Raw genomic sequence first — 22,037 nt, forward strand, 5'->3', positions numbered from 1 at the left:
CTCTGTGCGGTCAAGGGCTCGTCCGGTCGTTCGCAGCGCCGGGCGGGCCCGTTTTCATGTTGTCGTGGAAGGTGCGACGACGCGGGAGGTATGGAATCACCGCGCCGCCGCACCAGCTCACGGAGTGCTTTACCGGGCGGCTACCTCCATGACCGCGATGTATCGGTTGCCCTCGAAGCTCTAGGATCGATGACATACCTTACTGCCATCCATGGAAGCCATCAAGGTCCGGTTAGGCTTTGCGTGGAAAGTCTGGTGATGAACGCCTTGCCAGGCCCCCGAGTAAGGTGACGAAGGATCCCGGAGCCGAAAGAGGCTGGCATGATCGAACACTCATGGGTTAGTGTCTCCGCGCCATACACCCGCCCCCGCTCTGCCGACCAAGGAGATGCCTGGGCTGAAGAGGCAGCGCGGCACGGTCAATCGGGGACTCACCTGCTCCAGGAAGTGGTGGAGGGTGTCGCCCCCGACGAGGTGGCTGAGCTGCTTCAGCTTTCTCGAGGAAGCCGTGTGATCGTCCGACGCCGGACCGTTCTCCTCAACGACCAGCCCATCGAGATCGCGGACTCCTACTACCCCTTGACCATCGCTCAGGGAACGCGGCTGGCGGAGCACCGCAAGATTCGAGGTGGGGCGGTCACGCTCCTGGCTGAGCTCGGGCATGAGCCCCGCCTCGCCCAGGAGGACGTGTCCGCCCGACCGGCCACGGACGAAGAGCGACGGGCACTTGAATTGGATGAGAACGAGTGGGTCTTGGTGCTGGTGCGGACGCTCAAGACTGGAGATGGCACACCCGTCGAGATCACAACGATACGTATGATCGCGCAGGGCCGCCACCTGCGTTACGAAACGACCCTTTAGTGAAGGAATTCCACCGTGGCGCGAAAGTCGGATAAGCGACCCCCGCAACTGAAGATCGCTGCCGACCTTCGGGCAAAGATCATGTCAGGGGAACTGGAGCCCGGCGAGAAGCTGCCGTCTACGGCCGAGCTGGCGGAGGCCTACTCCGCCGCACCCGCCACCGCCCACAACGCGACCAAGCTCCTTCAGGGAGAAGGGTTCGTGTACGGTCAGGCTGGCAAGGGTGTGTTCGTGCGGGACCGGCGCCCGTTCGCGGTGCGGTCTGCGGCCTACTTCGACCCAGCGGAGCAGGGTGTCGTCTACAAGCTTCTCAAGGTCGCCGAGGTCCAGGCACCAAAGGACGTCGCGGCCGCGCTTGGCGAAGCTCGCACCGTGCTGAGGTATCGCCTGATGCTGCGCGACGACGAGCCCGTTGAGGTCTCCTGGTCTTACTATCCGCTGAGCCTTGTCGCTGGGAGCGCCCTCACCCGCCCGGGACGGATTCACGGGGGAGCCCCGGCCGTCCTGGCCCAGCTCGGCTATCCCGAACGCGAGTTCACAGATCATCTGTCCGTCCGGCCTCCAACCACTGAGGAAGCGGAGACGCTAGAACTGCCTGAGGGCATCCCGGTGTTCCGTCAGTTCCGGGTGATCTATTCCGACGCAGATAGGCCGATAGAGGCGTCCATCCTCATCAAGGGTGGCCACCTCTACGAGGTGATGTACCGGCAGGTCATCCAACCAGACAGGGAGTGATCAAGACCGAATTCCCCGAATACGGTCTTGACTGGCGTAAGAGCAGTTACGGCGGCGGTGGAAACAACTGCGTCGAGGTAGCCTCCCGCGCCGGCTGTAGAACTCGGCCAGCGCCACGACGTCCGCGGGCACAGCCAGCCCGAGGGCCGGGCTCGCGGTGGCGGTCGCCGGGCCGCTGTCTCGGGGGACGGCCATCACGGTGTCGATGACGTCGGCCGCCCGCCGGTCGGCCTCGGGCGCCAGGTGCCTGTACAGGCCCGCCGTGACCACGATCGACTCGTGCCCCAGGCGCTTGGAGACGGTGTCCAGGCTGACGTTCTCGCCCAGCAGTTCGAGGGCGTGGCTGTGCCTGAACTTGTGCGGGGTCGCCTCGGTGGCGATCTGCCGTTCGCAGGCCTTGTCGACGACCTTGGACCAATGGGTCTGCGTTCCGCCCTCGCGCCGGACGACGCGGTACCAGGTGAGGCGGCCGCCCTTGCTGACTCTCGGCCCTATGGAGGCCATGAAATTCCTTCCGTGAGGAAGGCGAGCACCACCGCCACCGGGACCCGCGTTCAAGGCATGTGCAGACATGATCTTGAACGCGAAAGGCCTCTAAGCGACTTTGCGCAGCTCAGAGGCCCTTAGTAGTGGCGGTGGAGGTGGGATTTGAACCCACGGATGGGTTGCCCCATCACACGCTTTCGAGGCGTGCGCCCTCGGCCACTAGGCGACTCCACCGCGGAGCAGCCTACCGGATCCGGGCCACTGCTCGCGCGCCGAAGGTTCGCCGGCGGCGCGCTCAGCGGCGGCGGTCGGCGAAGAAGTCCGTGAGGACGGCCGCGCACTCGTCGGCGAGGACGCCGAGGACGACCTCCGGGCGGTGGTTCAGGCGGCGGTCGCGGATCACGTCCCACAGGGAACCGGCCGCGCCGGTCTTCTCGTCCACGGCGCCGTAGACGACGCGGTCCACCCGGGCGAGCACGGCGGCCCCGGCGCACATCGTGCACGGCTCCAGGGTGACGACCAGCGTGCAGCCGGACAGGCGCCACTCGCCGCGCGCTCGGGCCGCCGCGCGCAGTGCGAGGATCTCGGCGTGGGCCGTAGGGTCCGCACCCGCCTCGCGGTCGTTGCCGGCGGCGGCCAGCACCTCGCCGCCGGGACCGAGGACGACGGCCCCGACCGGTACCTCGCCCCGCCGCCCGGCCTCGACGGCCTCGGCCAGCGCGAGCCGCATGGGCCGCTCGAAGGATGGCACGCTCACAGGAGCGATTCTCCGCCCTCGCCGTGCGCCGCGTCGAAACGCCGCCCGCGATCGCCCGCGACTAGCGGAGGCGGTCGAACTCGTCGGCGAAGGAAAGCTTCTCGGCGATCACCGACAGGGTGTCGGCGGGGAGCACGCCTTCCTCCATGCTCAGCTCCAGCAGCTCCTCGGCGGTCATGCCTAGGTCGCGGAGCAGCTCGAAGTCGCCCGCCGGGCGGACGCCGACGTCGGCCTCCTTGTCGGGGACGACCACCCCGGCCAGCTCGTTGAAGAGCTCTCCAAGGGGGTCGCCCGCGGCGGCGTGGGCGTCGGAGAGGAACGCGCGGGGCTCGGCCTCGTCCTCATACCGGACGAGGGCGAACCATTCGTCCTCCACCTCGACGCAGAGGAGGGCGAGTTCCTCCCCGCTCAGCCCGAGGGCGTCCTGGACGGCGTCACCGAGGTCGTCGGCGATCTCGACGTTGTCGAGATCGACCTCGGCCCCGTTCCATCCGTCGGGTGTGCGGACGAAGGCCGCGGCGAACAGTGAGCTGCGGGATGGTCTCGAGGGCATGTTCGCGGCTCCCGAGGTCAGCCGATGGCTGAGTCGACGGCACGTTCAAACGGCTGGGAGAACCCCAGTCGTGCGGCGATGCTGGAAAGCACCTCGTCAGGTAGCAGTTCGAGGTCTCCGGACAGAGCGCCGAGCTCCATCTCGTCGAGCCCGAGGTCGGCGAAGATCGATAGATCTCCCGCGGGGAGGACCATGTCCAGATCCTCCTCCTCGGGCACCGGGACGTCGAGGTACTCGAGGACCTGCTGGGCGAGGGGCCAGTCCCATGCCGCCGTGATGTCGGACAGGAAGACGTCGACGCGCTCACCGAACACCCGTAATGCCACGAAGAAGTCATCCCCAACGGCGACGAGGCCAATCGTGGCGCCCATGCTCGGCTGCTGGCGGAGCGCGTGGATGAGCCCGTGCAGGTCGGCCGTCAGGCCCACGGGCAACATCTCGGCTTCCCAGCGGTCGTCCTCGCGGTAGACCACGATGGCGAAGTCAAGAGCGTCTACGTCTGTCATCTTCACCCCACCGACGCGGTTCTTACGGGTGGCAATGCTCCCAGAATCCCTGGGCCCCTGTACGGCCGTCGGGCAAATTGTGATCAAAAACGGGGGGCCACGGCCTGCTTCGGGTGCGATGGCCGGTACCGACCCGCTCGTACCGTTCACCCGGTCCCAAGAGATACCGTTGGCAGCCATGAAGACCCTCGTCGTCGACCACCCGCTCGTCGCCCACAAGCTGACCACGCTTCGCGACGAGCGCACGGACTCCCCGACGTTCCGGCGCCTCGCGGACGAACTCGTCACCCTGCTGGCCTACGAGGCGACGCGGGACGTGCGGGTCACCGACGCGACGGTCACCACTCCGGTCGCCCCGGCCCAGGGCGTGCGGCTGGCGCGCCCGGCGCCGCTGGTGGTGCCGATCCTGCGGGCGGGGCTGGGCATGCTCGACGGGATGACCCGCCTGCTGCCGACGGCCGAGGTCGGATTCATCGGCATGATCCGGGACGAGGGCACGCTGAAGGCGCAGACGTACGCGACCCGCCTGCCGGAGGATCTGTCGGGCCGCCAGTGCTTCGTGCTCGACCCCATGCTGGCGACCGGCGGCACGCTCGCCGCGGCGATCCAGTTGCTGTTCGACCGGGGCGCCGAGGACGTGACCGCCATCTGCCTGCTCGCCGCGCCCGAGGGCCTGTCGTACGTCGAGAGTCTCTTCGCCGACCATGGCAACCCTGTGCGCGTGGTGACAGCCGCTCTGGACGAGCGGTTGAACGAGCACGGCTACATCGTTCCGGGGCTCGGGGACGCCGGCGACCGCCTGTACGGGGTCGTCTAGGTCTCTTGGGGCGTTCGAGGCCCTCGGCGCCCTTGGGTCATCGGAGTCGTCCGAATCCTTTTCCTTCATCTTCCTCTGGTTGACACACGTCTCGTTACATACTGTGTTTCAGTGGGTACACACAGTGATGACGATGTCATTGTGTTCCCGGCATCTCCTGCCGTGGACGCGCACCTGGGAGAGCTATGGACCAGCGGCCCGAGATTGACGCCTATACACAGGTCGAGACCGTGCTTAAGGTCGAGTTCGCCGGGGTTCATCCCGCCGCGACGGTGGCACGCTGTATCGAAGCGGCTCACCACGGCGCGATGGAAGTCACTGGTTACGCGTACCCGGGCCTGGTGGAGCGGATCGCACGCAAGCACCTCCAGGTGCTCGCCGTGGTCGCCGCCGAGCAGGAGTGACGCAGGTCACATCCAGACCCCTAAAGACTGAGGGGTCAGGATGCGCTTTACCCAGCCCGACTGCTGGGTAATGTATACGGTGGGTGCAGTGGGTGAGTGGTTAACGGAGGCGGCAGTGCAGGTCAAGAAGGTTCTAACGTACGCAGCCATCGCGTTTGTGGCTTTCTACCTGTTCACCAGACCGGCTGACGCGGCTAGCGCGGTCAAGGGAGCAATGGACACTGTGGTGAATGCCGCGGATTCGCTGGCGCTATTCTTCACGAAGCTGACATGAGGCTGGTGACCCACGGGGACTCTGCTCCGTCGTCGGTCAACCGTTACCTTCTCCCCCAGGAACACCAGGTCATCATGGTGCGGCGCCACCCGGCCGTGCTGTTGCGACCGGTCGCCGAGGTCTTCGGCGGCCTGGTCCTGGCAGGACTGCTGAGCAAGTGGCTCGGAGGGAACCAGGGCGCACAGGCGTTGGTCATCGTCTGGTGGGCCTGGCTCCTCTTATTGATCCGCTTCGTGTGGAAAGTGGCGGAGTGGTCGGTTGACTACTTCGTGGTGACCTCGAAACGCATGCTATTGACAAGAGGTCTGATAACCCGCCGAGTGGACATGATGCCCCTCGGCAAGGTCACGGACATGAGCTTCCAGCGCTCGTTGCTGGGTCGCATGCTCGGATACGGCGAGTTCGTCCTGGAGTCGGCCGGCCAAGATCAGGCACTGTCGACGGTCCCCTTCATTCCGTATCCGGAGACCTTGTACCTGGAGGTCTGTCAGATGCTGTTCCCCAGCTCTGACGCCGACGATGATTAGTCCACTTTCGTCCTGAATCCCGAGGTGTGAGACAACTTCACCCTCGGGATTCTTGACGTGGGTATACCCCATTCGGCTCCTTCGTGCCATCATGGCGGAACCATTGACCATATCCCCGCCCTAAGAGATCACATGCCGAGTCAGGGAACCATCGGTGATCGCGTCCGCGGACTGCGCCTGAGCAGGCGAATGTCTCAGGCCCAGCTGGCCGGACCCGACCTATCCGACAGTTATGTCTCTCTCATCGAGTCCGGCAAGCGCACGCCTACGCCCGTGGTGGCCCGCCTGCTAGCGGAGCGCCTAGGCTGCACGACCGAGTTTCTGCTGCACGGCATCGAGCCGCGTCAGCGCATCGACACCGAGCTCGGCCTTCGCCACGCCGAGCTGGAGCTCTACCACGGTGACGCGGCCCTCGCCGCCGATCGCTTCGGCGACATCGTCAAGGCCGCGGGTGAGGACAACGCGCTCCTCGCCGCACACGCCCGGCTCGGACGGGCGCGGGCCCTGGAGGCACAGGGCAAGATCGGCCGCGCGGTGGAGGCGTACGAGCGCCTGCGCCGTGAGGCCGCCGCGCACCCCGAGCGACTGGCCGACGTCCCGCTGACGGTGGCACTGTGCCGGTGCTACCAGAAGGCGGGCGACCTCATGCGGGCACGTGACCTCGGCGCCGAGGCACTGGCCCAGGTAATGGAACTGTCACTTTTCCATGGCGAGGTGGCCGTCGAGCTCGCGGCGGCGCTGGCCGACGCCGAGATCGGCCTTCCGTACGTCGAGCAGGTGCTCGCCTCCACCGGCGTGCCCGTGCCCGACGACCGCACTACGGAGATCCTCTCGCTGTGGCAGGCGAGCGTCTCGGCGGCTGAAGGGGAGGACTCCGCGCTCGCGGTGCACTTCGCCGACGACGCACTCTCCGCCGGGCGGCCGGCGCGGATCGCGCACCAGGTGGCGAGGGTCGCCATCCGCTGGGCCGAGATCTCCGCCACCAAGACCGTCGGAGACTCCGACCGCGTCGACGAGCTGGTCTCGCGTGCCGGTGAGGTCTTCTCCGTCCTGCCCGCCGAGTCGGCGGAGCACGCGCGCAGCCTGATCGTCCTGGCTCGCGTGCGGCTCGGGTCCGGCAACCCCGGCGGCGCGGAGCTCCTCGCCAAGCAGGCCCTCGGCCTGCTGCGGGAGGAGCCGGGGACGGTCGCCGCCCTGGCGCATCTCGTCCTGGCCGACGTCGCTTTGGCACGGTCCGAAGGAGGGGCTGAGGCCTGCCTGGAACGCGCGGGCGCGCTTCTGGCCGGGGCGCCGGGGGTGGGCCAGGCGCACGACCGTGAGATCGCCGCCGTGTGGCGTGAACTGGGGGATCTTTGGGGAAGAGCCGGTAACCGACAGCAGCAGACGGCCGCGTACCGCAGGGCATTGGAATCGGTCGGTGTAAGGTCGACCGTCGCCGGTGCCGTGACGTCCGCGGCGTCCGCACGATAGACCTCCCCGCCCGGTCTCAGGATTTGGCGAGTAGACTCCGGAATAGTCAAGTTCAACCAATCATTGACTCGTAGGATGATTGGTTTCCCGGAGGAGGCTGACTGTGAGTCTGCGTACGGCGCAGCGGGCTTCGCTCGTCGACCAGGTGATCGAGCAGCTGAAAGACCAGATCACCTCGGGTTCCTGGCACCTGCACGCCAAGATCCCGACGGAGACCGTGCTGGCGGAGCAACTCGGCGTAGGCCGTAACACCGTGCGTGAGGCTGTGCGGGCCCTCACGCACGCGGGCCTGCTCGAGTGCCGGCAGGGCGACGGCACGTACGTCCGCGCGACCAGCGAGCTCTCCGGAGCCGTGGCGCGCCGGCTGCGTGCGGCCGAGCACCTCGAGATCCTCGAGGTGCGCCGGGCCCTGGAGGTCGAGGCCGCCAAGCTCGCCGCCGTCCGGCGCACCAAGGGCGACATAGAACTGATCGAGGCCGCGCTGCTGCGCCGCGAGCAGGCCTGGGCCGAGGCCGAGGCCGACGCCTTCGTGGAGGCCGACCTGGCGTTCCACGTCGCGGTGGTCGAGGCCACGCACAACCGCGTGCTGATCGAGCTGTACAAGGACTTCTCGGCGGCGCTGCGGGCGAGCATCGCGGCGGCGGGCGCGCCGCTGGAGAACGGTCACATCCCTCACGACGCCATCGCCCGGGCCATCGCCGCGGGCGACGCGGCCGCCGCCGAGCGCGCCGGCCACGCCTGCATGGAGCACATCGCGATCGCGCTCAGCGACCCCGCCGAGCTGCTGGACTGACGCCCTTCCCGAGGGGCCGGGGCGTCAGGCCAGCCGCAGGGACATCACGAGGTAGCGGAACGCGGGGTCGTCCCCGTCGTCGGTGATCAGCACCGGCCGCGTCGGGGACGCCAGGTTGACGAGGACGTTCTCGGTCTCGACGCCCGTGAGGCCGTCGAGCAGGTAGTGCGGCTGGAAGGCGATCTGAATATCGTCGCCTTCCAGCTCGGCCGCCACCGCCTCGGTGCCGCGGCCGATATCGCCGCCGCCCGCCTGCACCAGCACCTGGCCCTGGGTGAACGACAGGCGGATGGCGCTGCCCCGCTCGGCGACCAGCGCCACGCGCTTGATGGCCTCGACGAACGGCGCCACCGCGACGCTCGCCCTGTTCGACCACTCGTCGGTGAGGCGCGAGCGGTAGTCGATGAACTGGTCGTCCAGCAGGCGGACCGTGGTGGTGCGCCCGGCGCACTCGAACCCGGCGATGCCGTCGCCGAGGCCGATCGTCACCTCGCCGGCGCGCAGGGAGCGGCCGACCTCGACCATCACCTTGGCGGGGATCATGACGCCCGCGCGCTCCTCGGGGCTCTGCGGGTTCCACAAAAGGTCGCGCGCGGCGATGCGGTAGCGGTCGGTGGACGCCAAGGAGACCTGGAGGCCGTCGATGTCGACGCGGATGCCGGTGAGCATGGGCAGCGTGTCGTCGCGGCTGGCGGCCACCGCCACCTGGCCGATCGCGGACGCCAGGACGCCGCCCCCGACCGCGCCCGCCTTCCGCGGCATCGGGGGAAGCGTCGGAAAGTCCTCGACGGGCATGGTCAGCAGGCCGAACTCGGCGCCGCCGCAGGTCAGCACGGCCTCGGAGCCCGAGGTGACGACCTGCACCGGCTCGGCGGGCAGGCTCTTGGTGATCTCTGCGAGCAGGCGCCCGGGAATCAGCACCTTGCCGGGCTCGGCGATGTCGGCGTCGATCGAGGCGCGCGCCGAGACGTCGTAGTCGAACACCGAGAGCATGAGGCCGTCGTCCAGCGCGTCGAGCAGGATGCCGGACAGCACGGGCACCGCGGGGCGCGCCGGCAGCGTGCGAGCGATCCATGCCACCGCGTCGGCCAGGACATCGCGGCCCACCTGGAACTTCACCCTGATCCACCCCCTTCGAAACGTCCGTCCTGAAACGGTAGCGCCTGGGTCGGACATTTGAGGGGCGGGCGGCTCAGCCCCGGGTGCCGTTGAGGTAGGCGAGAACGGCCAGCACCCTGCGGTTGTCGTCGTCGGACGGCGCGAGGTCGAGCTTGGCGAAGATGCTCGCGGTGTGCTTGGCCACGGCGCTCTCGCTCAGGTACAGGCGCTGGGCGATGGCGGCGTTGGAGCGTCCCTCGGCCATCAGTTCGAGCACCTCGCGCTCGCGCGGGGTCAGCCGTCCGAGCGGCTCGTTCCTGGCGTTGCTGGCGAGCAGCCGGGCGATCATGTCGGGGTCCATCGCGGTGCCCCCGCCCGCGACCCGGCGTACGGCGTCGACGAACTGGCCCGCGTTGAAGACGCGGTCCTTGAGCAGGTAGCCCACGCCGCCGGTGCCGTCGGCGAGAAGCTCGCGCGCGTACAGCTGTTCCACGTGCTGGGACAGGATCAGCACCGGGAGCCCGGGAATCGACCGCCGGGCGGCGAGCGCCGCCTGTAGCCCCTCGTCGGTGAAGGTCGGCGGCAGCCGTACGTCCACGACCGCGACCTCGGGGCGCTCGTCGAGCAGCGCCTTGAGCAGCTCGGGCCCGGACTCGACCGCCGCGACGATCTCGAACCCGTGCGCCTCGAGCAGGCGCACCAGCCCTTCGCGCAGCAGGTACAGGTCTTCGGCCAAGACGACCCTCATGCGCAGGCCTCGCCGGCCGCCTTGAGCTGCCGGGACACGCGCATCCCGTAGGCGGCCATGCCGCCGCCGAGGGCGATCATGGCGAAGATGACCGGGAGCTGGAGGACCTCGGGCAGGTAGAGCGCCAGGAACCAGCTCCGCTCGTCGACCCCGAAGATCTTCATGACCAGCGCGACGAGGCCCTGGGGGAACAGCGGGAGCCAGAACAATCCCCAGCAGACCGCCATCAGCCGCACCTTCCGCCGCGGGACGACACCCCCGCCGACGATGCCCGGGAACGCGCGCGGGATCTCCACGACGGCCGTGGTCGGCCCTCCCTCAGGGCTGTTCAGCGCGAGCACGCCGTCGAACGCGGCCAGCCTGCGCTCGATGCCCTGGAGGCCGCTGCCCTTGGACGGGTCGGCGCCGCCGTGGCCGTCGTCGGTGACGGTCAGCCGCAGCGCGGCCCCCCGGTTGCTGATGTCGACCGTGACGGAGCGGGCGTCCGCGTGCCGGCCGGCGTTGGTGAGCAGCTCGCTGACCACGAAGTACGCGGCCGACTCGACCGGCGCCTCGGCGCGCGCCGGCAGGTCGACGCTCACGGTGACCTCCAGCGGGCTGTCCAGGGCGAGGGCCCGCACGGCGTCCCCGAGCCCGCGCTCGGCCAGGACCGGCGGGTGGATGCCGCGGACGAGCTGCCGCAGCTCCACCAGCGACGCGGCCGACGCCTCGCGCACCTTGGCGATCAGCGCCTTGGCCGCCCGCGGGTCGGACTCCACCAGTTCCTCCGCCGCCCCGAGCGTCATGCCGATCGCGACCAGGCGGGCCTGAGCGCCGTCGTGCAGGTCGCGCTCGATGCGCCGCAGCTCGGCGGCCTGCGCGTCGACGGCCTCGGTGCGCGCCTGGGTGAGGTGGCGCACCTCGTTCAGCAGCCGGGCCCGCTGTGTGGGGGCGAGCAGGAGCTTCGTCCACAGGCCGTGCACGCGCGGCACGCGGGGCGCGATCAGCACGCCGCACGCCGCGAGGACCAGCCCGGCCAGTACCTCCACCGGCCGTGCGACCCTGGCGAGCAGCACGCCGTACCCCACCATGAGCAGGGGGGACGCGGCGATGAGGCCGCCCACGACCGGCTCGGCGATCAGCCAGGCGTAGTCACGCCAGGTCGCCGGGTCCTTGATCATCCAGTCGAGGGTCCGGTTGAAGTTGGGGATCATGGACGTGCGGTAGAGCTGCCTGCCCTCGCGGTACCACCCGTCGCGCTGCGGCACGGGCGGCGGCGGCGTGGGCCGGTACGGCGCGTCGATCGTCACGCCGGCCCACATGCCCGCGATCCGGCGTGCCTGTCGGGTGCGCCCGCGGACCATCCGCACGCTCATCGGGAACAGGAAGACCAGGCCGAGGCCGAAGGTCAGCGTGAACGCCACGAGGGCCACGGCGAGGATCACCACCTGCGTGGCGGCCAGCCCGAACAGCACGAGACCTCGGGCGAAGCCGGTCAGCGTCCTCACAATCATGCGGACCAGTCTGCGTCACCAGGGGTTTGGTTCCCAGTGGCGCTGGACGCCCGAATGGGGTGTACCTAGGTACACCCTCGTCCGGGCGGCAGCCGCATTCCGGGCGAACGACGCGATTCCTAGCTTCGATGGCATGGCAATCATCGAGATCACCAATCTGCGAAAGCTGTACGGAGACCACGTGGCGGTGGACGACGTGTCGTTCGCCGTCGAGGAGGGGGAGGTCTTCGGCGTCGTCGGCCGCAACGGGGCGGGCAAGACGACCACGGTCGAATGCCTCTCGGGCCTGCGCGCGGCCGACGGCGGGACGATCGCCGTCACCGGCCTGGACCCGCGCCGCGACCGCGACGAGCTGCGGCGGCGGGTCGGCGTCCAGCTCCAGGACTGCTCGCTGCCCGACAAACTGCGCGTGCACGAGGCGCTGCGGCTGTACGCATCGTTCTACGACCGGCCCGCGCGCTGGGAGGACCTGCTGGAGGAGGTCGGGCTCGGCCCCAAACGCGACACGGCGTTCGCGAAGCTGTCCGGCGGCCAGCGGCAGCGGCTGTCCATCGCGCTGGCGCTGGTCGGCGACCCTCGCGTGGCGATCCTGGACGAGCTGACCACCGGCCTGGACCCGCACGCGCGGCGCGAGACCTGGGAGCTCATCGAGGCGGTCAAGGCCCGTGGCGTCACGATCGTGCTGGTCACGCACTTCATGGAGGAGGCCGAGCGGCTCTGTGACCGGATCGCGGTGATCCACCGGGGGCGCGTCGCGGCGGTGGACACGCCCGCCGGTCTGATCGGGAGGGTGGACGGCACGCTGCGCGTCACCTTCCGCTGCCCGCCCGGCTCCGAGGGCGCGCTGCGGTCCGTCCCCGAGATCACGCGAGTCGTCCGGGACGGCGACGAGGTGAGGGTGACCGGGGGCGAGGACGTGCTGCTCGCGCTCACCACCGCGCTCTCCGCCCACCGGATCGTCCCCACGGGGCTGCGCGTGGAGCGGGCCACGCTCGACGACGCCTTCCTCGCCATCACCGGCCACGCGGCCACCGACGAAGCCTAGGAGATCAAGAAATGTCGCCCACCACCCTCACGACGTCCGGCGGCGCCCTGGCCGGCCGCACGGCCCTGCGGGCGCTCCTGCGCACCGAGACCATGCTCTACCTGCGGGAACCGCTGACCGCGTTCTTCACGCTGCTGCTCCCCCTCGGCCTGCTGCTGATCCTGGGCAGCGCCATCCCGGGCTTCCGCGACCCGGACCCGAGCCTCGGCGGGGAACGCGTCGTGGACACCCAGCTCCCCGTGATGATGATCGTGCTGTCCGTCATGATCTCCGCGTTCTCGGTGATCCCCTCGGTGCTCGCGGTGTACCGGGAACGCGGGGTTCTGCGCCGGATGTCCGTCACCCCCGTCTCGCCGGCGGCGCTACTGCTGACCCAGCTCGTGATCAACCTGGTGACGACGGTCGTCGCGGCGCTGCTGATGATCGTGTTCGGCAACCTGGTGTTCGGCACGCGGGTGCCCGCGCAGTTCCCGGTGTTCGCGCTCGCGTTCGTGCTCGGGGTGTGCGGACTGTTCGCGCTCGGCCTGTGCCTGGCGGCCGTCGTCCCGAACAGCCGCGTCGCCGGAGGCCTCGGCTCGGTCGTGATGTTCCCCCTGATGTTCCTGGCGGGCATGTGGGTACCGCGCGAGATCATGCCCGAGGTCCTGCGGAGGATCGGCGACTTCACGCCCACCGGCGCCTTCGGCCAGACCATGCGCGACGCCTGGGCCGGGACGACCCCCGAGACGCTGCACCTCGCCGTCCTCGCCGTCTGGGCCGTGGGCGCGACGCTGCTCGCCGCCCGCACGTTCCGCTGGGAGTGACGGACCGCCGCATCGCCGGCATCCTCATGGCGACCGCCCGGCGACAGACCAGGGACGGGGACGACCCCCCTGTGGCATCCTCGAAGCTATGATCACCCTCGCCCACATGAGCGACGTCCACATCGACGGCGCCCCCAGGAGCGCCGAGCGGGTCGAGCGGGTCGTTCGCCATCTGTCCGGGCTCGCGGGCCCCATCGACGCCGTGCTGGTCACCGGCGACATCGCCGATCACGGCGCCGCGGAAGAGTACGAGCTCGCCCGCGAGCTGCTGCGCTTCCCCTATCCCTCCATCGTCTGCCCCGGCAACCACGACAGCCGTCCGGAGTTCCGCAAGGCGTTCCTCGGCGAGGCCGACGGCGGCTCAGAGCCCGTCAACCAGGTGCTGGAGGCCGGCGGCGCGACGATCGCGCTGTGCGACTCCAGTATCCCGGGCAAGAACGAGGGCTACCTCGACGACGGGACGCTGCGCTGGCTCGCCGGCGTCGTCGAGTCGGCGCCCGGGCCCGTGCTGGTGGGCATGCACCACCAGCCGGTGCCGATCGCCATCCCCTACGTCGACGAGATCGGCCTGCTGGAGCCCGAGCGTCTGGAGGAGCTCGTCAGGGCGTACCCGCAGATCGTGGGCATCCTGATCGGCCACGCCCACACGGCGGCCGCCACGATGTTCGCCGGGCGGCCCGTCTACGTCGCGCCCGGGGTGGTCTCGCAGGCGCTGCTGCCGCAGGAGTCGCCGGCCATCCCGCCGGTCGCGTTCGACGTGCCGCCGGGGTTCGCGCTGCACGTCATCTCCGACGACGGCAGGTTGACGACGCACGCCCGCGTGGTGCCCTGACCCTGCCCATGCCCCTGACCCTGACGCGCCCCGAGCAGCCTGCGGGGCCCCGGGCCCTGCCTGCCCATCTCGTCGGCCGGGTTGATCAGCGGGCACCGGTCGATCGACAGGCAGCCGCAGCCGATGCAGTCGGTGAACTCGTCGCGCAGTTGCTGCAGCCTGCGCATGCGCTCGTCCAGTTCCTCCCTCCAGCATTCCGACATCCGCCGCCAGTCGGCGCGGGTCGGGATGTGGTCCGGCGGGAACAGGGCGAGGATCGCGGCGATCTCCGCCAGGGGGATGCCCACGCGCTGGGCCATGCGGATCAACGCCACGCGGCGCAGCATGTCGCGCCGGTACCGCCGCTGGTTGCCGGTGGTACGACGGCTGCTGATCAACCCCTGCTTCTCGTAGAAGTGCAGCGCCGAGACGCTCACGCCGCTGCGTTCGGCGAGCTCGCCCACGCTGAGCTCCATGCCCCGGGCTGGGGAATCGGTCATGGCCGGCACACTCCGCTCCGCTCACTTGACCTCAAGATTACTTGAGATTTCGAGCGCACCACTTTCCCGCGCTTCAGGCGGTCAGTGCGGGGCCATGTCCACGAACCGGCTGTAATGCCCCTGGAAGGCGACGGTCACCGTGGCCGTCGGCCCGTTACGGTGCTTGGCCACGATCAGATCTGCCTCCCCCGCCCGCGGCGACTCCCGCTCATAGGCGTCTTCCCGATGCAAAAGGATGACTACGTCCGCATCCTGCTCGATTGAGCCGGATTCGCGAAGGTCCGACACTTGTGGGCGTTTGTCGGTGCGTTGTTCGGGACCGCGGTTGAGCTGGGAGATGGCGATCACGGGGACCTCGAGCTCCTTGGCGAGCAGCTTGAGCGCACGCGAGATCTCGGAGACCTCCTGCTGCCGGCTCTCGGTCTTCTTGGGCGAGCTCATGAGCTGCAGGTAGTCGACGATGACGAACCGCAGGTCGTGCCGCTGCTTGAGCCGCCGGCACTTGGCGCGGATCTCCATCATCGACATGTTCGGCGAGTCGTCGATGAACAAGGGGGCCTCGGCGACCTCGCTCATCCGGCGCGCCAGCCGCTGCCAGTCGTCGTCGTTCATCGTCCCCGCCCGCATGGCATGCAACGCCACCCGCGCCTCAGCTGACAACAACCGCATAGTGATCTCGTTCCGCGACATTTCCAACGAGAACACCACAGTGGTCATGTGATGCCTGATGGCGGCCGACCTGGCGAAGTCCAGCCCCAGAGTGCTGTTGTGCGTGGGAATGCACGAACGGCTCGCGAGGTACATATGGTCGCCGTTGTCGACCTCGACACAGCGCACGGGACGCGACGGAACAGGCCGCACGTCGACGATGTACCTCACCCGGGTCGCCGCGTGAGGGGTGGCGACCTGCCGCTCGGCCTTCCGAGGCAGCCGGAACACCGTGTCGGCCGTCGTGAAATTGATCATGTAGCAGGTCGACGACTCCGCCGACCTGCCCGCGACCGCCTTCGTCCGCATGGTCGCCCTAATGCCGAGGCTCAGAACGAGTTCCAGCGTGTCCTCGGCGAGCCTGCGGTTGGTGACGGCGAACTGGATCTGCCCGCTGCGGCTCACGAAGCCGTCGGTGTCCAACAGCCCGGCCAGTAGATCGCGCCTCTGGGCCGCGGAGGCGCGCAGGTAACTGCGGGGGATGTGCTTGTTGTCCAGAACACCGAGCGTGCGAAGAAGCCCTTGGACACTGCCGTGGCGATTTCTGCAGCTCTGGCACCGGCGCAGGCCACTCGACGGACCACCGCAGTCAGGGCACGCCGGCGCGGGAACAGGGGCGGACACCAAGCGGGCCTTGCCCCCACATCTCCGGCCGCAGGTGCGCACCTGTGACGTCTGGGGAACGAAGGAGGCTCCGCAGACGACGCATTCGCGCGCCGGTATCGGATCCGGCTCGGGGAGCGCCATCGCGTAGGCCGACGAGGACCCCACTCGGGTGATGCGCAGACCTTCCGCTTCGATGTTGGCGATGATCTCCGGGTCGATCGTGGTGAAGCGCGCGGAGGCGCTGTGACCGTCGCCGAGCCACACCCCGAGCGCGTACGGCGACAGGGGAAGGTCCTTTTCGGCGAGTTCGAACGGTGCCGCCACCTCGACCGCGTGGTTCGGGCGCCGGTCGGCCCCGCAGCGGAGTGTCGCGGCGATCTGTTCGGTGGTGACGGTTTCCGGGTGAAGCGCCGTTGTCGCGGCGTTCTTCGGCCTGCGCACTCTCTCGTCGAGGGCTTCAAAGAGTGCCGAGGCCGGGTAGGCGGGCGCGGTCCAGGTGTAACTCCGCCGAGGTCCGCTGACCGCGACCGGCACCTTGCCGGTTGTGCCGACCGCCCTTTGTACGGTGTGAAGCACGTGCCGGAACTCCTGTCCCACGGCGGCGAGGGCCTCCTGATGGGTCACACACCTGCCGGGTTCGGCCAACGAGGCCGTGTAAGCCTTCCTGACGCGCTCCACGGCTTCGTCCGGCCAGTAGAGCGAACGCTTGTGCTCCGCCTGACGACGGCTCGCGCGCGTCGTCGTGCGCCACTGGTGCCGGGCATCCGCGACGATCACCGTGCCGTCGCTGAACTCCACCTCGTAGCACGGCCTGCCGTACATGACCTCCGTCGCCGCGGTCACGCGCGTGGGCTTGCCGTCCGCGCCGATCAGGTGGTCGCCGGGCTGGACCTCGCCCATGGTCGTCCAGCCGGTCGGCGTGGGCAACGGCGTGTCGAGCGCCAATGCCTTGCCGATTGCCGGACGTGCGGCCACGACGATCATTTGGCCGGGGTGGAGGCCGTTCATCAGGGCGTCGAGGTCCTGGAAGCCGGTGGGGACGCCGACCATCTGGCCGCTGCGGCTGCCGATGGCCTCGATCTCGTCCAGGGCGCCGGGCATGATCTCCGACAGCGGGCGGTAGTCCTCGCTGGTGCGGCGCTCGGTGACGGCGTAGATCTCGGCCTGGGCGCGGTCGACGAGCTCGTCGACCTCTTCGTTCTGCCCGCCGTAGCCGTAGGACACGATGCGGGTGCCGGCCTCGATGAGCCGCCGGAGGATCGCCTGCTCGCGGACGATCTTCGCGTAGTAGCCGGCGTTGGCGGCCGTGGGGACGACGGCGGTGAGGGTGTGTACGTACGCGCCGCCACCGACACGGGCGATCTCGCCGCGCCGGGACAGTTCGTTGAAGACGGTGACGGCGTCGGCGGGGTCGCCGCGCCCGTACAGGTCGAGGATGGCGTCGTAGATGATCTGGTGCGCGGGCCGGTAGAAGTCGTCGGAGCGCAGGATCTCGACGACGTCGGCGATGGCGTCCTTGGACAGGAGCATGCCGCCCAGCACCGACTGCTCGGCCTCGATGTTGCTGGGAGGAGTGCGTTCGAACGGAGCGTCGAAGGCCGGTGCCACCTCACTGCTCACCTGGCGCCCTCCCTTGTGCTTCCCGGCACCCCCGAAGTAGCCGGGGTGACAGTTTCGCCGGTATCGAACGAACCGGCAACGCGTCCTGTAGACAAGGGTGTGGAAGAGCTGTGGATAAGGTGTGCAGTTCTGGCCGTGGCATGTGGGAACGCTGGGGACAACCCTGTGGATAACCGAGAAGTCTTCTCCACAACCCCTTGCCGAGCAGCGAAAACGCTGTCCACTAGCTGTGGAAGAAAGAAAGTCGCGGTGACACGCGGGCCAGGCCGGGACCCGGCGTCGAGCTGAGAGACGTAAGGGGCAAAATAGACCAGTGACCCTTACCTCACGCGCCTCCCGCGTCGGCAGCCGAGAGATACTGAGACTCGCCGTCCCGGCCTTCGGGGCTCTGGTGGCCGAGCCTCTCTTCATTCTCGCGGACTACGCCATCGTCGGACGCCTCGGCACCCTCGCCCTCGGCGCGCTCGGCATCGCAGGCACGGCTCTCACGTCCCTGGTCAACGTGTGCGTGTTCCTCGCGTACGGCACGACCGCGGCCGTGGCCCGGCAGGTGGGCGCCGGTGACCTGCCACGAGCCGTCAAGCAGGGGGTGGACGGGCTGTGGCTCGCCGCCGCGATCGGGGTGGCCCTGATCGCCGTGTGCTGGCCGCTCGCCCCCTGGATCGTCGAGCTGTTCGGCGCCTCCCCCGGCGTCGCCGGCCAGGCGGTGACCTACCTGCGGATCAGCCTGCTCGGCACTCCGTCCATGCTCGTCATCCTGGCCGGGACGGGCATCCTGCGCGGGCTGCAGAACACGGCGATCCCGCTGGTCGTCTCGATCGGCTCGTTCGCGCTGAACGCCGCGCTCAACGCCCTGTTCGTGCTGGTCCTCCACTGGGGCATCGCGGGGTCGGCCTGGGGAACCGTCCTGGCCCAGGCACTCGGGGCGGTGGTCTACGTGCTGGTCGTCGTCAGGGCCGCCCGCGAGCACCACGTGCCGGTACGGCCGGACCTCGCCGGGATCCGCGACGCGGGCACGGCCGGGATCGCGCTGCTGATCCGCACCGTCTGCATGCGCGTCGTGCTGATCGTCGCGACGGCGGTCGCCACGCGCATGGGCGACGCGCCGCTCGCCGCGCACGCGATCGCCGCCCAGATCTGGACCCTGCTGGCCTTCGCCCTCGACGCGATCGCCATCGCCGGGCAGGCGATCACCGGGCGGACGCTCGGCGCCGGGGACGTCCACCTCACGCGTTCGGCCACCCGTACGATGGTGATCTGGGGCGTCGGTTACAGCGTGGTGCTCGGGCTGGCCATCGTCCTGCTGCGCCCGGTCCTGCCGGTTCTGTTCGGGGCGGACCCGGAGGTGAGCGCCGAGTTGGTGTCGGTCCTGTGGGTGATGGCGCTGCTCCAGCCGGTCGCGGGCGTGGTGTTCGTCCTGGACGGGGTGCTCATCGGGGCGGGCGACAGGCGCTTCCTGGCCTGGGCGTCCGCGCTGACCACGCTCGCCTACCTGCCCGCCGCGTACGCGGTCGTCCACTCGGGCGGCGGGCTGGTGGCGCTGTGGCTCGCGCTCGGGGTGTGGATGGCGGCGCGGCTGGCCACGCTGGGGTGGCGCGCGTACGGCCGCGCGTGGCTGGTGACCGGCGCCTGACCCCCGTAGCGAGGCCACGGGCCACAGATCAGACGCTTCGGGCCTCCAGGACCCTTCTGAGGAACTCGCGGGTGCGCGGCTGCCGGGGCTCGGTGAAGATCTGCTCGGGCGGGCCCTGCTCCAACAGGACGCCCCCGTCCAGGAAGCACACCTTGTCGGCGATGTCGCGGGCCAGGCCCATCTCGTGCGTGGCCAGGACCATCGTCATACCCGTCGCCTTGAGCTCGCGGATGACCTCCAGCACCTCGCCGACCAGGGCCGGGTCGAGCGCCGAGGTCACCTCGTCCAGCAGGAGCAGCCGCGGGCGGGTGGCCAGGGCCCTGATGATCGCCACGCGCTGCTGCTGACCTCCCGAGAGGCGGTCGGGGTAGGCGCCGGCCTTGTCCGCCAGGCCGAAGCGCGCCAGCAGCTCGCGGGCCTCCTCCTCGGCCCGCGCCCTCGCCACCCCGTGCACCTTCCTCGGGGCCAGCGTGATGTTGCCGAGCACGGTCATGGACGGGAAGAGGTTGTAGGACTGGAACACCATGCCGATGCGCTTGCGCACATCGTCGGGGTCGGTCCGCACGTCGGTGATCTCGGCGCCGTCGAGGCGGATGACGCCGTCGTCGACGGTCTCCAGGAGGTTGACGCAGCGCAGCAGCGTCGACTTGCCCGACCCGGAGGCGCCGATCAGGCAGACCACCTCGTGGGAGTCCACCGACAGGTCGATGCCGCGCAGCACGTGGTGGCCGTGGTAGTTCTTCCAGACGTTCTCGACGCGCAGGACGGCGTCCTCTGTGTCCTGTGTGTCCTCGGAGGCCCGCCCCGCCGTCTCCCTGGGTCCGCTCACGCGCCTCGCCGCCTCTGGGACCTGGCCGCCAGGTAGTCGGTGAACCGGGCCATCGGGATCGTCAGCGCGATGAACAGCAGCGCCGACGCCAGGTAGGGGGTGTAGTTGAAGGTGTCGGCCGCGTGGATCTGCGCCTGGCGCAGCGCCTCCAGCGGCCCGATCGTGGCGACCAGGGCGGTGTCCTTCTGCAGCGAGACGAAGTCGTTGAGCAGCGGCGGGACGACCCGGCGCACGGCCTGGGGCAGCACCACGAAGCGCACCGTCTGGCCCTGCGTGAGACCGAGGGAGCGGGCGGCGGCGCGCTGACTGGGGTGCACCGAGTCGATGCCCGCCCGGAACACCTCGGCGACGTACGCGCCGTACGACAGCGTCAGCGCGATCACGCCCAGGGTGGCGAGGTCGGACGGCATGCCCTGGAGCTCCAGCGCCGGGAGGCCGAAGCCGACGAGGTAGATGACCAGGATCGTCGGCACGCCGCGGAAGACGTCGGTGTACAGGACCGCGAGGGCGCGCAGGGGGAAGAACACCGGCGTGTGCAGGGTGCGCACCAGCGCCACGAGCAGGCCCACGACGAGGATCAGCGGCTCGGCGATCAGGAAGATCTTGATGTTGAGCAGGAACCCGGCGAGCACGTCGGGGAACGCGTCGCCGAACTGGCCGAGGTCGAAGAAGGTCTCCTTGACCCTCGGCCAGCCCGGCGACGCGGTGACCAGCCAGACGAGCAGGACGACGAAGACGATCGTGGAGACGGTCGCCACCGAGCTGGAGCGCAGGTCCCTGCGGCGGCGCAGGCGCTCGCGCTCACGCTGGAGCTCGCTCTTGACCCATTCGCCGCCGCCCTCTGAGGGCTCCCCGCGTGGCGCGTCCGCCGGGGGACCGGGCGCGTCCGCGATCCCCCCGCCGGACGGGTGCGTCACTTCAGTTCCGGCGCACCGGCTGCGGCGCCGAGCCACCGGGTCTCGATGTTCGCCAGCTCACCGGAGGACTTCAGCTCGCCGATCGCCGCGTTGACGCAGCTCACGAGCGGGCTGCCCTTCTGGAAGACCAGGCCGAACTGCTCGGCCGTGCCGTCGGCGCTGCCGAACTGGCCGACGATCTTCGACCCGTCGACCTGGGCTGCGGTGACGTAGAAGGCGGTCGGCAGGTCCACCACCAGGACGTCGACCTGCTTGTTCTTCAGGGCGTTCACGGCGTCGATCTGCTCGTTGTAGACGTTCGGCTCGGCGCTCGGCGCGACGGAGTTCTTCACGGCGGTGAGGGATGTCGTGCCGACCTGGACGCCGATCTTGGCGTCCTTAAGGTCGGCGAGGGATGTGGCGGAGGCGAACTTGGAGCCGTCGAGGGCGACGGCCGCCTGCTTGACCGTGTAGTACCCGTCGCTGAAGTCGACGGCCTTCTGCCGCGCGGGGGTGATCGACACCTGGTTGATGTCGAAGTCGAACTGCTTCTGGCCGGGTGCGAACGCCGAGTTGAAGGGGGCGACCGTCCAGGTCACCTCGTTCTGCGCGAAGCCCAGCTTGCCGGCCACCGCGGCGGCGACGGCTCCCTCGAACCCCTCGCCGTTGGACGGCTTGTCGTCCTTGAACCACGGCTCGTAGGCCGGCTTGTCGGTGCCGATGGTCAGCGTGCCGGGCTTGAGCAGCTTGAGCTGGTCCTTCCCGCAGGTCGATGACGCCGAGGCCGAGGGCGCGGCGGTCGTCGGCGCGCCGGAGGCGGAGGTGGTGTCGGAGGCCGGAGCGCACGCCACCACCACCATCGCGAGGGCGCCGAGCGCCGGCGGCATCCAGGGACGGAGCATTCAAGCCTCCACAGGGGGTTCTACCGAGGGAATTCGTCGCTCAGGATATCGGCTGCCACGGATTCGCCCATACATCACTATTAGGGCAGAAAGCATAGCTATCAGGGCGAGCCGCCCCCGCGGCTCCCCGAGTCCGGCCGCTGTGAACCGGGCGCTCCCGGC

23 protein-coding genes, 1 tRNA gene and 2 pseudogenes are annotated in these 22,037 nt (G+C 69.4%); 13 read left to right on the top strand and 13 right to left on the bottom strand.

Annotated elements, in window-relative coordinates:
- Positions 1–321: 321 nt before the first annotated feature.
- From AB0M95_RS00935 to AB0M95_RS00945, 3 genes are read left to right on the top strand one after another with little or no spacing between them, the layout of a single operon-like run.
- Positions 322–861, top strand: a complete 540-nt coding sequence (locus tag AB0M95_RS00935; RefSeq protein WP_363757871.1) for a UTRA domain-containing protein — start codon at positions 322–324, stop codon at positions 859–861.
- A 15-nt stretch (positions 862–876) separates the two neighbouring features.
- Positions 877–1,596: a GntR family transcriptional regulator gene (locus AB0M95_RS00940; RefSeq protein WP_363757873.1), complete on the top strand. Its 720-nt coding sequence runs from the start codon at positions 877–879 to the stop codon at positions 1,594–1,596.
- A complete protein-coding gene (locus AB0M95_RS00945; protein WP_363758401.1) occupies positions 1,593–1,805 on the top strand; it encodes a DUF397 domain-containing protein in 213 nt (70 codons plus the stop codon). Before AB0M95_RS00940 ends, AB0M95_RS00945 begins: the two co-directional genes overlap by 4 nt.
- A gap of 37 nt (positions 1,806–1,842) precedes the next feature.
- On the opposite strand, the pseudogene AB0M95_RS00950 reads toward AB0M95_RS00945, so the two are convergent.
- The 5 genes and pseudogenes from AB0M95_RS00950 to AB0M95_RS00970 all read right to left on the bottom strand — a co-directional run.
- A pseudogene (locus AB0M95_RS00950) lies at positions 1,843–2,169 on the bottom strand (tyrosine-type recombinase/integrase); the annotation flags it as partial.
- Positions 2,170–2,226: 57 nt separating this feature from the next.
- Positions 2,227–2,316 (bottom strand) — tRNA-Ser (locus AB0M95_RS00955).
- A 61-nt stretch (positions 2,317–2,377) separates the two neighbouring features.
- Entirely contained in the window at positions 2,378–2,812 is a 435-nt protein-coding gene (tadA, locus tag AB0M95_RS00960) for a tRNA adenosine(34) deaminase TadA (RefSeq protein WP_363758403.1), read from the bottom strand.
- Between the two features lie 88 nt (positions 2,813–2,900).
- Positions 2,901–3,392 (bottom strand): tRNA adenosine deaminase-associated protein, encoded by a 492-nt coding sequence (locus AB0M95_RS00965; protein WP_358520188.1) that lies wholly within the window; start codon positions 3,390–3,392, stop codon positions 2,901–2,903.
- 17 nt (positions 3,393–3,409) lie between these two features.
- A complete protein-coding gene (locus tag AB0M95_RS00970; protein WP_358520191.1) occupies positions 3,410–3,898 on the bottom strand; it encodes a tRNA adenosine deaminase-associated protein in 489 nt (162 codons plus the stop codon).
- 178 nt (positions 3,899–4,076) lie between these two features.
- Between AB0M95_RS00970 and upp the strand changes: the two genes are divergently transcribed.
- From upp to AB0M95_RS01000, 6 genes are all read left to right on the top strand, one after another.
- Entirely contained in the window at positions 4,077–4,715 is a 639-nt protein-coding gene (upp, locus tag AB0M95_RS00975) for a uracil phosphoribosyltransferase (protein WP_363757875.1), read from the top strand.
- A gap of 185 nt (positions 4,716–4,900) precedes the next feature.
- Positions 4,901–5,119 carry a three-helix bundle dimerization domain-containing protein gene (locus AB0M95_RS00980; RefSeq protein ID WP_114030003.1) on the top strand — a complete coding sequence of 73 codons (219 nt, stop codon included), beginning with the start codon at positions 4,901–4,903 and terminating at the stop codon, positions 5,117–5,119.
- An 88-nt stretch (positions 5,120–5,207) separates the two neighbouring features.
- A complete protein-coding gene (locus AB0M95_RS00985; RefSeq protein ID WP_363757878.1) occupies positions 5,208–5,393 on the top strand; it encodes a hypothetical protein in 186 nt (61 codons plus the stop codon).
- Complete coding sequence (locus AB0M95_RS00990; protein ID WP_358520200.1) at positions 5,390–5,920, top strand: PH domain-containing protein; 531 nt, start codon at positions 5,390–5,392, stop codon at positions 5,918–5,920. Before AB0M95_RS00985 ends, AB0M95_RS00990 begins: the two co-directional genes overlap by 4 nt.
- A gap of 132 nt (positions 5,921–6,052) precedes the next feature.
- Positions 6,053–7,390 carry a helix-turn-helix transcriptional regulator gene (locus tag AB0M95_RS00995; protein WP_363757880.1) on the top strand — a complete coding sequence of 446 codons (1,338 nt, stop codon included), beginning with the start codon at positions 6,053–6,055 and terminating at the stop codon, positions 7,388–7,390.
- A 103-nt stretch (positions 7,391–7,493) separates the two neighbouring features.
- Positions 7,494–8,183, top strand: a complete 690-nt coding sequence (locus AB0M95_RS01000) for an FCD domain-containing protein (protein WP_358520205.1) — start codon at positions 7,494–7,496, stop codon at positions 8,181–8,183.
- A 24-nt stretch (positions 8,184–8,207) separates the two neighbouring features.
- On the opposite strand, the gene dnaN is transcribed toward AB0M95_RS01000, so the two are convergent.
- From dnaN to AB0M95_RS01015, 3 genes are all read right to left on the bottom strand, one after another.
- Complete coding sequence (gene dnaN / locus AB0M95_RS01005) at positions 8,208–9,302, bottom strand: DNA polymerase III subunit beta (RefSeq protein ID WP_363757882.1); 1,095 nt, start codon at positions 9,300–9,302, stop codon at positions 8,208–8,210.
- A 73-nt stretch (positions 9,303–9,375) separates the two neighbouring features.
- Entirely contained in the window at positions 9,376–10,029 is a 654-nt protein-coding gene (locus AB0M95_RS01010; RefSeq protein WP_358520210.1) for a response regulator transcription factor, read from the bottom strand.
- Complete coding sequence (locus AB0M95_RS01015) at positions 10,026–11,522, bottom strand: histidine kinase (RefSeq protein ID WP_363757885.1); 1,497 nt, start codon at positions 11,520–11,522, stop codon at positions 10,026–10,028. The genes AB0M95_RS01010 and AB0M95_RS01015 overlap by 4 nt, the downstream gene beginning before the upstream one ends.
- A gap of 133 nt (positions 11,523–11,655) precedes the next feature.
- On the opposite strand from AB0M95_RS01015, the gene AB0M95_RS01020 reads away from it, so the two are divergent.
- The 3 genes from AB0M95_RS01020 (at position 11,656) to AB0M95_RS01030 (ending at position 14,202) form a co-directional block, all read left to right on the top strand.
- Positions 11,656–12,567 carry an ABC transporter ATP-binding protein gene (locus AB0M95_RS01020; RefSeq protein WP_363757887.1) on the top strand — a complete coding sequence of 304 codons (912 nt, stop codon included), beginning with the start codon at positions 11,656–11,658 and terminating at the stop codon, positions 12,565–12,567.
- An 11-nt stretch (positions 12,568–12,578) separates the two neighbouring features.
- Positions 12,579–13,370, top strand: coding sequence for an ABC transporter permease (locus tag AB0M95_RS01025; RefSeq protein ID WP_363757889.1), 792 nt, complete (start codon positions 12,579–12,581; stop codon positions 13,368–13,370).
- Positions 13,371–13,458: 88 nt separating this feature from the next.
- Entirely contained in the window at positions 13,459–14,202 is a 744-nt protein-coding gene (locus AB0M95_RS01030) for a metallophosphoesterase (protein WP_363757891.1), read from the top strand.
- 32 nt (positions 14,203–14,234) lie between these two features.
- On the opposite strand, the pseudogene soxR reads toward AB0M95_RS01030, so the two are convergent.
- Both soxR and dnaB read right to left on the bottom strand, forming a co-directional pair.
- Positions 14,235–14,681 (bottom strand): annotated as a pseudogene (soxR, locus tag AB0M95_RS01035) (redox-sensitive transcriptional activator SoxR); the annotation flags it as partial.
- Positions 14,682–14,762: 81 nt separating this feature from the next.
- Positions 14,763–17,615, bottom strand: a complete 2,853-nt coding sequence (gene dnaB, locus AB0M95_RS01040; protein ID WP_363757893.1) for a replicative DNA helicase — start codon at positions 17,613–17,615, stop codon at positions 14,763–14,765.
- A 313-nt stretch (positions 17,616–17,928) separates the two neighbouring features.
- On the opposite strand from dnaB, the gene AB0M95_RS01045 reads away from it, so the two are divergent.
- Complete coding sequence (locus AB0M95_RS01045) at positions 17,929–19,248, top strand: MATE family efflux transporter (RefSeq protein WP_363757895.1); 1,320 nt, start codon at positions 17,929–17,931, stop codon at positions 19,246–19,248.
- A 28-nt stretch (positions 19,249–19,276) separates the two neighbouring features.
- Here the strand turns inward: AB0M95_RS01045 and AB0M95_RS01050 are convergent, their stop codons facing one another.
- From AB0M95_RS01050 to AB0M95_RS01060, 3 genes are read right to left on the bottom strand one after another with little or no spacing between them, the layout of a single operon-like run.
- Positions 19,277–20,077 carry an amino acid ABC transporter ATP-binding protein gene (locus AB0M95_RS01050; RefSeq protein WP_363757897.1) on the bottom strand — a complete coding sequence of 267 codons (801 nt, stop codon included), beginning with the start codon at positions 20,075–20,077 and terminating at the stop codon, positions 19,277–19,279.
- Positions 20,074–20,994: an amino acid ABC transporter permease gene (locus AB0M95_RS01055; RefSeq protein WP_358520227.1), complete on the bottom strand. Its 921-nt coding sequence runs from the start codon at positions 20,992–20,994 to the stop codon at positions 20,074–20,076. Before AB0M95_RS01055 ends, AB0M95_RS01050 begins: the two co-directional genes overlap by 4 nt.
- Entirely contained in the window at positions 20,991–21,875 is an 885-nt protein-coding gene (locus AB0M95_RS01060) for an ABC transporter substrate-binding protein (RefSeq protein ID WP_363757899.1), read from the bottom strand. The genes AB0M95_RS01055 and AB0M95_RS01060 overlap by 4 nt, the downstream gene beginning before the upstream one ends.
- Between the last annotated feature and the right edge of the window lie 162 nt (positions 21,876–22,037).

Origin of the sequence: Sphaerisporangium sp. NPDC051017, from assembly GCF_040683095.1 — a bacterium.
Taxonomy (GTDB): Bacteria; Actinomycetota; Actinomycetes; order Streptosporangiales; family Streptosporangiaceae; genus Sphaerisporangium.

What these genes read in the sequence shown, in the direction of transcription:
- AB0M95_RS00990 (WP_358520200.1), top strand. Translation starts at nt 5,390, where the DNA reads ATGAGGCTGGTGACCCACGGGGACTCTGCTCCGTCGTCGGTCAACCGT.
- AB0M95_RS00935 (WP_363757871.1), top strand. Translation starts at nt 322, where the DNA reads ATGATCGAACACTCATGGGTTAGTGTCTCCGCGCCATACACCCGCCCC.
- AB0M95_RS00980 (WP_114030003.1), top strand. Translation starts at nt 4,901, where the DNA reads ATGGACCAGCGGCCCGAGATTGACGCCTATACACAGGTCGAGACCGTG.
- AB0M95_RS00965 (WP_358520188.1), bottom strand. Translation starts at nt 3,392, where the DNA reads ATGCCCTCGAGACCATCCCGCAGCTCACTGTTCGCCGCGGCCTTCGTC.
- AB0M95_RS01010 (WP_358520210.1), bottom strand. Translation starts at nt 10,029, where the DNA reads ATGAGGGTCGTCTTGGCCGAAGACCTGTACCTGCTGCGCGAAGGGCTG.
- AB0M95_RS00995 (WP_363757880.1), top strand. Translation starts at nt 6,053, where the DNA reads ATGCCGAGTCAGGGAACCATCGGTGATCGCGTCCGCGGACTGCGCCTG.
- AB0M95_RS01020 (WP_363757887.1), top strand. Translation starts at nt 11,656, where the DNA reads ATGGCAATCATCGAGATCACCAATCTGCGAAAGCTGTACGGAGACCAC.
- AB0M95_RS01015 (WP_363757885.1), bottom strand. Translation starts at nt 11,522, where the DNA reads ATGATTGTGAGGACGCTGACCGGCTTCGCCCGAGGTCTCGTGCTGTTC.
- AB0M95_RS00970 (WP_358520191.1), bottom strand. Translation starts at nt 3,898, where the DNA reads ATGACAGACGTAGACGCTCTTGACTTCGCCATCGTGGTCTACCGCGAG.
- upp (WP_363757875.1), top strand. Translation starts at nt 4,077, where the DNA reads ATGAAGACCCTCGTCGTCGACCACCCGCTCGTCGCCCACAAGCTGACC.
- AB0M95_RS01030 (WP_363757891.1), top strand. Translation starts at nt 13,459, where the DNA reads ATGATCACCCTCGCCCACATGAGCGACGTCCACATCGACGGCGCCCCC.
- AB0M95_RS01025 (WP_363757889.1), top strand. Translation starts at nt 12,579, where the DNA reads ATGTCGCCCACCACCCTCACGACGTCCGGCGGCGCCCTGGCCGGCCGC.
- AB0M95_RS01060 (WP_363757899.1), bottom strand. Translation starts at nt 21,875, where the DNA reads ATGCTCCGTCCCTGGATGCCGCCGGCGCTCGGCGCCCTCGCGATGGTG.
- tadA (WP_363758403.1), bottom strand. Translation starts at nt 2,812, where the DNA reads ATGCGGCTCGCGCTGGCCGAGGCCGTCGAGGCCGGGCGGCGGGGCGAG.